This window comes from Psychrobacter sp. ANT_WB68, assembly GCF_008369115.1.
Classification (GTDB): domain Bacteria; phylum Pseudomonadota; class Gammaproteobacteria; order Pseudomonadales; family Moraxellaceae; genus Psychrobacter.
Genome location: NZ_VOAZ01000002.1, coordinates 316,125 through 331,132, shown reverse-complemented (window position 1 = coordinate 331,132; position 15,008 = coordinate 316,125). Strand labels below are relative to the sequence as shown.

The 15,008-nt window shown below is 42.2% G+C and carries 8 protein-coding genes; 2 read left to right on the top strand and 6 right to left on the bottom strand.

Translation table 11 applies throughout. The annotated features are described in order from the left end of the window. Positions 1-165: 165 nt before the first annotated feature. Together leuD and leuC are read right to left on the bottom strand one after the other, a co-directional pair. On the bottom strand, positions 166-816 hold the full coding sequence (gene leuD, locus FQ084_RS06510; protein WP_149489827.1) for a 3-isopropylmalate dehydratase small subunit: 651 nt from the start codon (positions 814-816) through the stop codon (positions 166-168). Positions 817-919: 103 nt separating this feature from the next. Next, the gene (gene leuC, locus FQ084_RS06505) at positions 920-2,338 is read right to left on the bottom strand and encodes a 3-isopropylmalate dehydratase large subunit (protein WP_149489826.1); all 1,419 of its coding nucleotides are present in this window, start codon (positions 2,336-2,338) and stop codon (positions 920-922) included. 382 nt (positions 2,339-2,720) lie between these two features. Between leuC and FQ084_RS06500 the strand changes: the two genes are divergently transcribed. Continuing rightward, positions 2,721-3,593 carry a LysR family transcriptional regulator gene (locus FQ084_RS06500; RefSeq protein ID WP_149489825.1) on the top strand — a complete coding sequence of 291 codons (873 nt, stop codon included), beginning with the start codon at positions 2,721-2,723 and terminating at the stop codon, positions 3,591-3,593. 508 nt (positions 3,594-4,101) lie between these two features. Further along, complete coding sequence (gene putP / locus FQ084_RS06495) at positions 4,102-5,601, top strand: sodium/proline symporter PutP (protein ID WP_149489824.1); 1,500 nt, start codon at positions 4,102-4,104, stop codon at positions 5,599-5,601. Positions 5,602-5,686: 85 nt separating this feature from the next. On the opposite strand, the gene FQ084_RS06490 is transcribed toward putP, so the two are convergent. The 4 genes from FQ084_RS06490 to FQ084_RS13235 form a co-directional block, all read right to left on the bottom strand. Continuing rightward, positions 5,687-7,240: a porin family protein gene (locus FQ084_RS06490; RefSeq protein ID WP_149489823.1), complete on the bottom strand. Its 1,554-nt coding sequence runs from the start codon at positions 7,238-7,240 to the stop codon at positions 5,687-5,689. A 150-nt stretch (positions 7,241-7,390) separates the two neighbouring features. Further along, a complete protein-coding gene (locus FQ084_RS13245; RefSeq protein WP_188032914.1) occupies positions 7,391-10,654 on the bottom strand; it encodes a transferrin-binding protein-like solute binding protein in 3,264 nt (1,087 codons plus the stop codon). A gap of 811 nt (positions 10,655-11,465) precedes the next feature. Next, positions 11,466-13,409: a transferrin-binding protein-like solute binding protein gene (locus FQ084_RS13240; RefSeq protein WP_188032913.1), complete on the bottom strand. Its 1,944-nt coding sequence runs from the start codon at positions 13,407-13,409 to the stop codon at positions 11,466-11,468. 400 nt (positions 13,410-13,809) lie between these two features. Then, positions 13,810-14,859: a transferrin-binding protein-like solute binding protein gene (locus FQ084_RS13235; RefSeq protein WP_188032912.1), complete on the bottom strand. Its 1,050-nt coding sequence runs from the start codon at positions 14,857-14,859 to the stop codon at positions 13,810-13,812. Between the last annotated feature and the right edge of the window lie 149 nt (positions 14,860-15,008).

Genomic DNA, 15,008 nt, shown 5'->3' with positions numbered 1-15,008 from the left:
ATAAGGTAAAAATAGATTATCATTCATTTTAGCCACTTAATTACCATAACTCAACGCTGTATTAGCGTTGAGCACTTTTTTACGTTGATTAATATTTTCCAGTAAAAAATATTTATCAGTCCTTTAAATACTAATGGCTTTCCTCTAATGGCTGCCCTCTAATAGCTATGCTCTAACGTCATTAAATATCCAAGGCGTTTTTTGCATCATCTTTTGCTCATATTCTTTAATTGCATCGCTTTGCTGCAAAGTCAGCCCGATATCATCAAGCCCATTGAGTAAACAATGCTTCCGAAACTCATCAACCTCAAAAGTGTATTCTTCACCTGTTGGGGTGATAACCACTTGACGCTCAAGGTCTGCGGTCAACTCATAGCCTTCATTAGCAAGCGTCGCTTTCATCAAGGTATCAACGATGGCTTCATCCAATACGATTGGGAGCATGCCATTCTTGAAGCAGTTGTTATAAAAAATATCGGCAAAGCTTGGTGCAATGATAGTACGAAAGCCATATTCTGAGAGCGCCCAAGGTGCGTGCTCACGACTAGAGCCACAGCCAAAGTTTCTGCGTGCCAGCAATATAGTGGCGCCTTGATAACGTGGCTGATTCAAGACAAATTCTGGGTTAATAACGCGGGTGCTATTATCTTGCCCCGGATAACCTTCGTCAAGATAACGCCAATCATCGAATAAATTCACTCCGAAGCCAGTACGTTTAATAGACTTCAAAAACTGTTTGGCGATAATTTGGTCGGTATCAACGTTTGCGCGATCGAGCGGACAAACAATACCGGTTTGGGTGTTATAAGCTTGCATAAGATTTCCTATCCAATAAATTTATGATCGATAAATAAAACACAAGGCAATAGTAATGGGCACGTTCTAATCAATAATGTGTCCGCACTATCAATCATCGGTTTTAAAACGTGCGCACATCAACAAAGTGACCGGCTAACGCGGCAGCTGCTGCCATCGCTGGGCTGACCAAATGCGTACGACCGCCATTACCCTGACGACCCTCAAAGTTGCGATTGGATGTTGAGGCACAATGCTCTTGTGGCTCAAGCTTATCGGCGTTCATCGCCAAACACATAGAGCAGCCCGGCTCACGCCACTCAAAACCCGCCTCCGTAAACAAAGTATCTAAGCCTTCTGCTTCAGCCTGTAGTTTCACTTGCCCAGAACCAGCCACGACAATGGCTTCTTTGATATTATCAGCCACTTTACGCCCTTTAATCACTGCTGCTGCATCGCGCAAATCTTCGATACGTGAGTTGGTACATGAACCAATAAAAATGCGATCAAGCTGGATATCAGTAATTTTCTGCCCGGCTTCTAAACCCATATAGGTATAAGCGCGCAACCAGCCTTCTTCTTGCGCTTCATCAGCCGCTTGGTCAGGCGTTGGAACCGACTGAGTAATATCCACGACCATTTCAGGTGACGTGCCCCAAGACACTTGCGGCGCTATCTCGCTACCATCAATCTCAATCACAGTGTCAAATACCGCATCATCATCTGAATATAGGGTGCGCCAGTAAGCTTCCGCTTGCTCCCACTGTTCCTCAGTCGGCGCATAAGGACGGCCTTTCACATACTCAATGGTTGTATCGTCGACGGCAACCATGCCCACTCGTGCGCCCGCTTCAATCGCCATATTACAGACGGTCATACGGCCTTCCATGCTCATATCTTCAAATACTTGCCCAGCAAACTCAATTGCATGCCCCGTGCCGCCAGCGGTGCCAATCTTAGCAATAATGGCAAGCACCACGTCTTTTGACGTCACGCCAGCACCAAGTTTACCGGTGACACGGATTTGCATATTTTTTGATTTCTTTTGAATCAAACACTGGGTTGCCAATACATGCTCAACTTCCGATGTGCCGATACCGTGTGCCAAGCAACCCAATGCGCCATGGGTAGCAGTATGTGAATCACCACAAACGACTGTCATACCAGGCAAGACCAAGCCTTGCTCAGGACCGACCACGTGCAAGATACCTTGACGCGCATCATTAATGGTAAACTCAGCAATATCAAACTTGGCACAGTTCTCATCTAAGGTCAGTACTTGTAAGCGCGATACCTTATCCTTAATGCCAGCCACGCCTTCTGAGCGCTCTTTGGTGACCGTTGGTACGTTGTGGTCTGGACTTGCGATATTAGCCGAAAGGCGCCATGGTTTTCTATTGGCAAGCTCTAAGCCTTCAAATGCTTGCGGGCTTGTCACTTCGTGTAGCAAATGGCGGTCGATGTAAATCAGGCTCGAGCCATCATCGCGCTTGGTGACTTCGTGAGCATTCCAAAGTTTGTCATATAACGTTTGACCGGCCATGTTGCTATCCTTTTTTTAGTTGCTAATTACTGAATGACTATTTTAATGATGTGTGAGTGGCTAAATCTACTTGCCTGCTTTAACTTGATACCTAGTGCATGCACAGCGTTTATATATAGATAGTAAGCTGAGCTTGGGTTTATCTGTCAATTTCTTCTATCTATCGTATTAATGGCTTCCCAAAACAAGCCATATTCTGCCAATCATGACGTTAACAGAATAAATATGTCACAATACGTCTCGATGTCTTGTGATTATAGCAGGCTAATCCTATAATAATAATTGATGATTTTTGCATAGTCACAAACTTTTATTTCTAATTCATTATGATTAGGCTAGCCAACTTTTATTTATAGCTCGCTACGTAGCTAAGGACATCGGTGTGAATACCACAAATTTGACGACATTTGTCACTGTTATGCAGACAGGCAGCATTTCAGGTGCAGCAGAAAAGCTATTTATTACTCAGCCTGCGGTCAGTAAACGCATCAAAAACTTAGAAGATGAATTTAATATCACCCTATTTGATACGGTTGGGCGCGGCATTGTACCGACTCAAGCTGCCAGTGAAATGCTGCCTCACGCCAAACGCTGGCTTGAAGATTATGAAAACTTTAAAATCAACCTCCAGCATTCTAAGCATATTGTATCTGGCAAACTCGTTATCGGCACCAGCCACCATATCGGCTTGCACCACCTGGCCCCAGTGCTTAAGCATTTTATCCAAGCTTATCCTGCCGTACAACTAGAAGTGCATTTTGTCGATTCAGAAACTGCACATAAAGCGGTGCTCGATGGCGATTTATCATTGGCATTTTTAACACTGCCGCCCGTCTACGATAAGCGTTTGACCTACCATACCTTATGGTCAGATCCACTCTATTTTATGACCGGCACCTTATCGCCATTAGCGACAAAGTCTAATGTAACGCTGGAGCAATTGGCGCGGTATCCTGCCATTTTGCCATCTGCCAATACCTTTACCAGTCAGATCACCTTGGCGGAATTTGCTAAGCACAATCTAAAACCTTATGCCACCATGAGTACCAATCCCCTTGAATCCATTCGGATGTTAGTTTCTGTTGGACTTGGCTGGTCAGTATTACCACAAACCATGGTCAGTCAAGATTTAGAACGTATTGACATGGCAGATAATATTGAATTGCAGCGTTATTTAGGCGTGGTTATCAACCCAAAACTCACGCAATCAAGTAGTGTGACGGCCTTACTAGAATTACTGGCGCCCATTGAATAGAAAGAGAGCAAAAACTTTAAAGATATTTACTGAGCAAGCGCTATAATTTAGAAAGCCAGTATATTCGCATTTGTAACACTCATACGTTATAATACAGCTGACGTTTTTTAGACAACATAAATTTACCTTAAGCATACTGATAGTCATATATTGAACATTTCTAGTAATATATGATGGTAAGCAGTAGGTTTGATGGTTTTAAATGATTGGTTATATAACGACTGATATTTTAGATGATGAGCAGATGCGAGCAATGAGAATATGAAATTGACATATCGATTTACCGTTTCCGTTTAATCATAACTTTATAGGTATCAGTTCTAGAGCAGCATCAATCATATAAAACTACCAGAAGATTTCGAATAAAAGCCATTATGTCTACTTAATGGCTTTTTTCGTCTTTAGATTCTTTCATCTTAAGACATTGTTTTTGAACAGCGTCTGGTAAGACTTAATTTTTCTCGTTAAAAATAATTACAGCCAACTACGTTGGTTAAGGACAGTTTATATGAACGGAGTTTCTAGTGGCGTGCTGGTATCGCTTGGCGCCTATTTCTTAATAATGATTGGGATTGGCATTTATGCTTACTTTAAGCAAGCCAATGATACCGAAGGCTATATGTTAGGAGGACGTAACTTAGGCCCAGCAGTAACTGCTCTCTCGGCAGGTGCTTCAGATATGTCAGGTTGGCTATTACTTGGTCTACCTGGTTACATGTATGCTGATGGTGTGGTCAGTATGTGGATTGCGCTCGGTTTGACCTTGGGTGCCTTTTTAAACTATATCATAGTAGCGCCCCGCCTTCGCGTTTATACCGAAGTCGCTGACAACGCCATCACTTTGCCTGATTATTTCGCCAACCGCTTTGAGGACAAATCGCACATGTTGCGTGTCATCTCTGCTGTGGTTATCATTTTATTCTTTACCGTCTATACCGCAGCAAGTTTGGTCGGCGGTGGTAAACTTTTCGAAAGCTCGCTCAATCTTTCTTATAGCACAGGTCTATGGGTAACCGCTGGTGTGGTCGTCGCTTATACGCTATTCGGTGGCTTCTTAGCGGTATCGATGACTGACTTTGTACAGGGCGTCATCATGCTATTTGCGATGGTGATTGTACCTGTCGTCGCCTTTACAGACTTAGGCGGCATTTCAGCCACTACGGAAGCAGTTAGAAATATCGATCCAAATTTACTTAATGTCACCAGTGGTATGACGATCCTTGGTATTGTCTCATTAATGGCGTGGGGTTTGGGATACTTTGGTCAACCGCATATTATCGTGCGCTTTATGGCTATTCGCTCAGTTAAAGATATACCAACAGCACGTAACATTGGTATGAGCTGGATGATTGTGAGCTTAGTTGGGGCATTGATGACTGGTTTTGCGGGTCGTGCTTATGTACAAAAAACAGCGATGACCTTAGAAGATCCTGAAACCATCTTCTTAGTATTTACACAGTTTCTATTCACACCACTCGTTTCAGGTTTCTTGTTAGCCGCTATTTTAGCAGCGATCATGAGTACTATTTCATCACAGCTCTTGGTGGTATCGAGCTCATTAACCAAAGATGTATATAAGCTGTTTTTTGATAGAGATGCGCCAGAAGCACGTCAAGTAATGGTTGGTCGTCTGTCAGTTATCGTGGTCGCAGTGATTGCCATTTTGCTGGCTTCTAATCCTGAAAGCTCTGTATTAAGTTTGGTCTCTAACGCTTGGGCAGGATTTGGCGCCGCATTTGGACCCTTAGTTATCTTTAGTCTCATCTGGCGCGGTATGAATCGAAACGGTGCGGTTGCTGGTATGGTCGTTGGCGCATTAACAGTCATCTTATGGATCTATGGTCCTTTCCAGATGAATGGTGTGGCACTTAATAGCTGGCTATACGCTATCGTTCCAGGCTTTATCTTAAGTACTATTGCCATCTTTGCCGTGAGTATTATGACGGGTGGCCCAAAAGCGTCAGTTTCAGCGAAGTTTAAAGAGATGGAACTCAATCTTAATAAGTAATATTTTTAGACGCTATCTTCTTAAATAAAAAACCTCGCTATATTGGCGAGGTTTTTTATGGCAACAACCTATCAAATCTGTCGACCTAAAAGGTTTTAGTTAACAATATCGTCGCAGATTTTTCATCGCGATCATCATAATAAGCGAAGTTACTTGAGGTCGTTTCATAATCGAATACTAATCGTGGAGTGAGTCCTAACAATGTGAAGTCACGCTTCCATAGCTGTAAACCTAATGAAGCAGTTTTGTCTTCTCTTGTTGAACCTGGCTTCCCGCCCACAGCATTATAATATGCATTCAGACCATTACTTCCTACTGCAAAAGCATCCGCTGGATTGCCATATTCTTTTACAGCATAACCAGCCGATGCTAGTGTCGAGATACCACCCTTCCACTCACGACCCCAACCGATATTCACTGAGTTACGGTCATAGCTAATAATGCTTGATTTGGGCACATCATTTTGATAGTTACCCAGACCGCCATAGAAATACTCTTTAGCATCTTTGATATAAAAAGCATTTAAGCCCAGAAACTGACCATCCGTTTCACGATTTTTATTAACATCATCTTCAAAAGTCTCTTTAGATAAGATACCTGTCGCAGACAGCTTGAGCTTTGGTTTAACCCAGCGAGAGCCATTGACGGTCACACCTTTACGTAAGCTATAAGCTTCTTCATCGTAGTATCGTTTAGTCACAAAGGGCGTCAACGATATATCATTTTTGGCATCATCATAACCGACGCCAGCGGAGGCAGTAAATAGATAGTCATTGTAATCAGTCTCATCCCAGAATGCCTTCAACGATGCATTACCGCCTATGGTTGCATAAAAGCTATCAGGTAGATTAAAGCGTTTGTTTGCGCTACCCGATACTTGAATACCATTGGCTGACTTTTGTTCCACTGAGTTGCCTAGTCCTGATTGAATCGTCTTCGAAGGCGCATCATTAATATTATCGTCTCTTACGTAGCTCGCAGAGGCATCAAAGCGCCAGTCTTCTAGATTATCTATACGTGATAATGAGCTTCTTACCGCCGCCATAACAGGTGCCGGTAAATCAACTGCTTGCAATTTACGCAGTTGTTCCTTTGCAGCAGCATATTGTTTATCGGCCAGTAGAGCCAACGCCATATTTAAGCGTACTGGATGGAAGTCTGGATCTGTCGCTAGCATATCCCGATAGATAGCAATGGCTTGCTTGTTTTTAGATTCACTGCGATAAACCAATGCATCAGCAAAGTTGATAAGCATAGGGTCATTATTTTTTAGCATTTTGTAATGGGGTAACACCTTCTTAACTGTATCCATATCCTGTGCTGCTAAGGCATCATTTAAGAATTTACTAAATGCGGCTGGATTGGCTTTTAAGGCTTCTAGATTATAAGCAATTGCCTCTGCAAGTTGTTGACGACTCCTAATAGCGCTTTGTGCTTCTGTATCAGAAATAGCGGTAGAAGGTGCAGTAGGATTTGAGACAGCTGTTTGATTTTCGCGTTTAAGTAATTCAGTGGCTTGGTCATTAGCTGGCTGATTTAAACCAAGCTCTGTTTCTACCGCCATGGTTGGGAGAGAAAAAGCCATCATCGATAGTAAAATAGAAGTGGTGAGAGGTTTGCGCATATATTGATTATTCATGGGTATCCTTACCTAAGTACGATCATTAATTTTCCAAACAATTTTCCAAACAATTTTCCAAACTTAATCATCCTAAGGGATTTTGATAATTTAAGCGAGAAAAAAAGCGTCCTAGGACGCTTTTTCTTTGCTTTATACAGTCATACTAGTTTATTGCTTTGTAGCACCAAAGGTACCTTGGAAGTTTGTGCCGGTTCCTGGATTAGTACCCGTTCCTGGTGCATCACTACCTGAACTTTTCAGTGCTTCTTGGTAGATACCACCTAAGAACTTAGCATCTTCACCATAGAATCCACCAGCGGTTGCAACGTTGTTAGCCGCATTGGTACCAGCGAAGGTGTTACCACTGATATCAGCTTTGATGCCAATGTTTTTATTACCGGCAAAGGCTAAGTTACCCGTTAGTGAGTTATTGACAAAGTTAACGTCAAACGCGGAAGTACCATTCAACACTAGGTTCATCGGATTGCCATTGGCTGCTAGATGCAAGTTGTCTGCATATGTCGCGACACCAGTGTAGTTGACCATACCATCATTGATACCGTTATCAATGTTGTATTGAGACAACTGTTTCATGTAATCCATGTCCGCTTGCGCCGTGCTGTTACCAACCACGTAGACATTAGCATAACGTGACTTGATGCCGGACGAGATACCTGTACGTTTATCTAGATCACCGTAGACATGACCGATCTGCATCTGTGCGTCAAAGTTCTTGTACACAGATTGATAAGGTAGCGTCAGATCAGCAGTTGGAGAAATAGCAACTCCGGTGTTTACATTTTTCCATAATACTTCATTCGTCGCTGCAGACTTTTTAAAGCCAGCAGTGTTGGCAATGGCAACGTCATTAGCTCTCACCGTAGTCAGGGTGAAGTCTTGTTTGGCAGTATTAAACTTATTAGGCTTAACGATATCAAGACGCGCTTCGATCGTGTTATAGGTTAGATTATCGACACTATTGTCTTTAATCATAATAGGTGCCATGTCTTCACCTTTACCGGTCGTAGCAGTATAGGTATCTTTGTCTGTGACAAATTGACGGAAACCGATAGCATTTTCAGTGCCTAGACCTGATTTACTACTTAAAGTGTTGCTCATGATACCAGTGGCATCTTTGTTGGCAGCAGCGCCTGGATTAGTTGGCGGTGGCGTTGGTTCAGGCTCAGGAATAACCTCATCACCTTTGGTTGCACCATAAGTACCTTGAGCACCATTTCCGTCGTAAACACCACCTAAGTATTGACCTTTGTCTCCGTAGAAGCCACCTTGGGTATTATAGTCACCTTTAGTACCTGAGAATTTATTACCACTAATAGTAGCTGATAAGCCAATATTGCCTGCATTAGCGAAGGTTAAAGTACCGTCTAAGTTTTTCTCGACGAAGTCAGCGGTGAATACTGAGCTGCCATATTCAATCGCGTTACCCACGCCATTGGTACGGTGAGTTGCATCACCAGTGTATTTAAATACGCCTTCGGTTGGCATGTTCGTAGTGGCGTTACCTACCACCGCGACACCATCTACAGGTAGCGGACCTAACCCTAAACCAGTGGCATCTGCTACACCGTTAATGTGACCAACTCGCATGTCATTGCCAAAGTCTTTATAGATTGAGGTATACGTTAATGGTATTTCAGCACTACCTAAGTCAGGGCTTGTGGTAATTGTCGCTGACTCATCTACGTTACTCTTATATCCATTTGCAAGATCAACATCGTTATCACCTGAAAGGTATACCGGTACTGCTGGTAAAACGTCGCCTGATGCAGTGTCTGCTCTAGCATCTAGGTTGTTGCCGTTGTCATAAACGTCAAACTCACCAGTGCTAGTGATGAATGCACCGCCAATGTTGACTGTCTGAGCACCAGTCTTAGTCGATTTCTCACCACGCTCGCGTACTGGTGGTTCTTCAGGCTCAGGAATAACCTCATCACCTTTGGTTGCACCATAAGTACCTTGAGCACCATTTCCGTCGTAAACACCACCTAAGTATTGACCTTTGTCTCCGTAGAAGCCACCTTGGGTATTATAGTCACCTTTAGTACCTGAGAATTTATTACCACTAATAGTAGCTGATAAGCCAATATTGCCTGCATTAGCGAAGGTTAAAGTACCGTCTAAGTTTTTCTCGACGAAGTCAGCGGTGAATACTGAGCTGCCATATTCAATCGCGTTACCCACGCCATTGGTACGGTGAGTTGCATCACCAGTGTATTTAAATACGCCTTCGGTTGGCATGTTCGTAGTGGCGTTACCTACCACCGCGACACCATCTACAGGTAGCGGACCTAACCCTAAACCAGTGGCATCTGCTACACCGTTAATGTGACCAACTCGCATGTCATTGCCAAAGTCTTTATAGATTGAGGTATACGTTAATGGTATTTCAGCACTACCTAAGTCAGGGCTTGTGGTAATTGTCGCTGACTCATCTACGTTACTCTTATATCCATTTGCAAGATCAACATCGTTATCACCTGAAAGGTATACCGGTACTGCTGGTAAAACGTCGCCTGATGCAGTGTCTGCTCTAGCATCTAGGTTGTTGCCGTTGTCATAAACGTCAAACTCACCAGTGCTAGTGATGAATGCACCGCCAATGTTGACTGTCTGAGCACCAGTCTTAGTCGATTTCTCACCACGCTCGCGTACTGGTGGTTCTTCAGGACCAGTTTCGCCACCCGTTGTGCCTGTAGCACCTGTAGCACCCGTAGCACCCGTAGCACCCGTAGCACCCGTAGCACCCGTAGCACCCGTTGTGCCTGTAGCGCCTGTAGCGCCTGTAGCACCCGTAGCGCCTGTAGCGCCTGTAGCACCCGTAGCGCCTGTAGCACCCGTAGCGCCTGTAGCACCCGTAGCGCCTGTAGCGCCTGTAGCACCTGTAGCACCTGTAGCACCTGTAGCACCTGTAGCACCTGTAGCACCTGTAGCACCTGTAGCACCTGTAGCGCCTGTAGCACCCGTAGCGCCTGTAGCACCTGTAGCACCTGTAGCACCTGTAGCACCTGTAGCACCTGTAGCACCCGTAGCACCCGTAGCACCTGTAGCACCTGTAGCACCTGTAGCACCCGTAGCACCCGTAGCACCCGTTGTGCCTGTAGCGCCTGTAGCACCCGTAGCGCCTGTAGCACCTGTAGCGCCTGTAGCACCCGTAGCACCTGTAGCACCCGTAGCACCTGTAGCACCCGTAGCGCCTGTAGCACCTGTAGCACCTGTAGCACCTGTAGCACCATCTTGACCAGATGCACCAGGCATTCCAGTAGCACCTGTTGCGCCAGTAGCACCGGTATCACCGTCAATGACACAAGATGCCAAAATCATTGAAGTTAAAAGAACAATACTAGCTTTGAGAGGAGTTTTTAGCTTTTTTGCGATTGGTAGGTTTGAACCTGAATGAATGTTAGGTGACATTCGTCTTCCTCCATGAAGAGTTTATGGTAGTCCGTTAATTATCTTTTTCTTAACAACAATTATCGAGTTGCTATGATAGATAAACAAATCCCATACAAAAAGTCAATAAATATAAATGAAATATTGTTTACTGTAACCTTTAGTTACCAATTAATTCTTAATAGTGAATATAATCAAGCATACAGATAGAAAATGTATGAATATTCGCGAAAAAGAATACATAAAACCTTTATAATCGATAGGCTATACAAATTGAAATTGCTAGGATAATTAAAAATATATTTCCCATATACCATATAATATTTGTATGAAAAATAAGCCAAACATCATTGCTCTATAAAGATATGTGTAACCCCAAGCTTGTATTAGGGATATAAAATCAATGTGAGAAAAAATCAAGATTCTAGCGAATTTGATAATGATAGCAATGCATGCAATATCAAAGTCATTAGCCAATAATTCTTAAAAAATATAAATATATCATCCGTATTAAGATAAATTATCGATTACGAACAGGAATATTGTTTACGAACAGGAATATTGTTTACGAAAAATACATAGACTTAATTTATATCACTGTTAGGAATTTTATTTTTGATGGAATTATGTTTAACAATAATATAAATTGGATAAAAGCCTGAATCTGTGCAAACGTCACAATCATCAATTTTTGTCATATAACAGATACTGCTAATTGGGATATTAGTCAGTCGTGCTAATTTTCCTTATGAGAATTATGTTAAACGGTAATTTAAAAGACAAAAAAAGCGCCTTAAGGCGCTTTTTTATTCAAAACTGTCAGACTGATTTATTACTTTTCAGCACCAAAGGTCCCTTGGAAAGTTGTACCTTCACCAGGCTGACCACCTTTACCACCTTGAGTTAGAGCTTGTTGATACACACCACCTAAGAAGTTAGCATCTTTACCATAGAAGCCACCTGCTGTATCAATATCATTCTTGTTGCCAGCAAAAGTATTTCCTATAATATCTGCACTGATAGCAATCTTGTTACCAGTAGGCATATAAGCATAATCGCCATTTGCAAACGTCAATGTACCTTCAAGTTTGCTGTTGACAAAGTCAACATCGAACTTCGAGGTACCATCGACCACTGGACCACCACGTTCACCCTCTTTTAGATGCAAATTTTCCATATAGGTAGCAACACCATTATAAGCTACCATACCGTCATTAATATTATTATCAATATTATACTGCGCCAGATCCTTCATATACTGCATATCTTCAAGGTTGGTACCATTACCTTGTACATAGACAGTAGAGACTCGAGCTAAGTCTGTTGTACCTAACTTTGGATCTCCATATACATGACCAATCTGCATTTGCGTTTGCATCTGTGTATCAAAGTTCTTATAAACAGATGAATATGCCAGATCTAATTCTACAGGACCTTGAACTTTAGTAGACTCTGTATGAAGATTAAACCCATTACCATAATCTGAGTCTTCTTCTCCGCTTATATTTACCAGTACTTGCTCTTTTACAGAGTCAGGCTTTGTCATATCAGCACGAGCTAAGAACTTATCGTAACCATTGAAATTATTCCCTAATCTATTATCTACAGGGACTTTAGAGCCATCTACATCTATCGTATCATCAAAGTCAGACTTATCATCACGTATCTCTGCATAACCAATCGCATCAGCCGTAAGGGTTACGAACTTCTTGCTACTTAATGTGTTACTTTGAAAACCAGTAAGTTCAGTATCAACCTCTACATCTGGATTACTAGGCTCTTCTGGGATAGGCGTTACAACTTCATTTTTCTCAGCACCAAAGGTACCTTGAGAACCATTTCCTTCATAGATACCACCAATAAAGTTGGCATCTTTACCGTAGAAAGCACCATCGGTATTATAGCCCCCTTTCTCACCTGAGAATTCATTGCCATCAATCTCAGCACCTAGCGCAATATCGCCAGCTTTAGTAAAGCTGAGCGTACCATCAATCTTATTAGATACGAAATCAGCGCTAAACTCTGAACTGCCATACTCAATCTCATTGTCCACACCGACTTTGCGATTGGTAGCATCACCTGAATATTCGAATTTACCATCTGTAGGTAGAGTTACTGTTTTATTACCAATGACCAAGACACCGTCTACAGGTACAGCACTAGCTACTGCACCATCAATATGAGCGATGCGCATCTCACCGCTATCGCCAAAATCCTTATAAACTGAGGTATAAGCTAAATCACCTTCGCCTAATACATTGGCTGTACCTTCATGAGACTTAAAGCCATTTTCAGTAGATGAGTCATTCTCGCCTGAAACTTGAATCGCTATTGGTTCTTGAAGAACGCCTTCAAGTGCTAGGTCAGCACGCGCATCGACATCGGAGGTACTACGGATAGCGAAATCACGAGTCGTTGTCGTTTTAATGCCTATTTCTGAAGAAAAATCAGTAGCATCAATAAATAGATGCTGTACGCCCGACTTGTCAGCTTCTGCTACGGAGCTATAGTTTTCAGGCGTAGGCGTTGGCGTTGGCGTTGGCGTTGGCGTTGGCGTTGGCGTTGGCGTTGGCGTAGGCGTAGGCGTAGGCGTAGGCGTTGGCGTAGGCGTTGGCGTTGGCGTTGGCGTTGGCAACTGCGGTATATAATTACTATCGTTATCGTTAGCACATGCGGATAACATAATAGCAGTGATAAGCACTACGCTGGCTTTTATAGGGGTGTTTAATTTTTTAACTGTCTGTACAGATGAGATTGAATAAATTTTAGGAGACATTAGTCTTCCTCCATGAAGAGTTAATAATATTCCATTATTTCGTACATACCAATTGCATAAAGTCACTTATACAGATAAACAAATTCAATATAAAAAGTCAACTATTATAAGGTAATTATAATTTCATTGATATTCTACAAATTATTCGTATTATGAAAGATAATAAAAAATATTTTAGAGAAACCACCTAATTAAGAAAAATTACTAATCAACGAGCAATATTAGTGACAGCATTGCTAAAGTAATTTTTATAACACTCGAGTTCAATTTATTTTTTATATCGAAAGATATGATGAACATAATTTTCATGACGATAAATCATTATGATTACTTAATAGGCGGATTTAGAAACCAAAAAAAAAGCGTCCTAAGACGCTTTTTTATATAAACAAATATCAATTTATTTCTTCTGCGCACCATAAGTACCTTGAGCATTGTTACCTGTATAGATACCACCTAGGTATTTAGCATCATCTCCATAAAAAGCACCTTCAGTAGTGTAACCACCTTTTTCACCTGAAAACTGATTATTGTCGATACTACCAGATAAGCCGATGTTACCAGCTTGACTAAACGTCAAGCTACCTTCAACTTTTTTGGCAGCAAAATCTGCTGTAAACGCAGAACTACCATACTCGATAGCCTTGTCCAAACCAATTTCTCGATAAGTTGCATCACCACCATACGATACACTGCCTTCTGTAGGTAAGGTGAGTGTTTTATTGCCATATACTGCTACACCATTTACTGGAAGTTTAGCTTCTCCAAAATTAGCTGGGCCATCAATATGACCAATACGCATCTGAGTACCAAAATCTTTATATACTGAGCTATAAGTCAGAGGTAGCTCACCTAATGTAGTCGGGATTACAACGCTATCATCATGACGTTTAAAACCGTTTGAAGTACTGGAATCACTACCTCCTGACGTTGTAACTGTGACTTGAGGTAACAAACCTCCAGATGCTAAATCTGCTCTTGCTACTAAACTATTTGAGTTAATGTCAAAATCACGAGTTGTTATTTTAAACACGGTCCCTGGTAACGCAGCAGAAGCATCGATATTTAGAGCCTGCGCCCCTGTTTTAGCAGCTTCAGATTCAGACTGATAAGTAGGCGTTGGCGTAGGCGTAGGCGTTGGCGTAGGCGTTGGCGTTGGCGTAGGCGTTGGCGTAGGCGTTGGCGTAGGCGTAGGCGTAGGCGTAGGCGTTGGCGTAGGCGTTGGCGTTGGCGTTGGCGTAGGCGTAGGCGTAGGCGTTGGCGTTGGCGTAGGCGTTGGTTTTACTACTGGACTACCATCAAAGATATCCCCAAGATTATATGAATTATCGTTGTCGCTTCCGCATGCAGATAGCATAACAGCGGTAATAAGTACTACGCTTGCTTTTAAGGGAGTATTGAAAGATTTTAATGACAACTTAGTAATACTGAAATGACTAGTAGGTAACATTCTTATTCCTCCATGAATATTTAAATGATATTTCTATTAATAAAATTGAAAATGATATATACAGTTAACATTTGATTCAATCAAAAACTATCTTATTAGTCAATAATTCGAAATAATAATTATTAACAATATATGGCTGCAATCTTTAT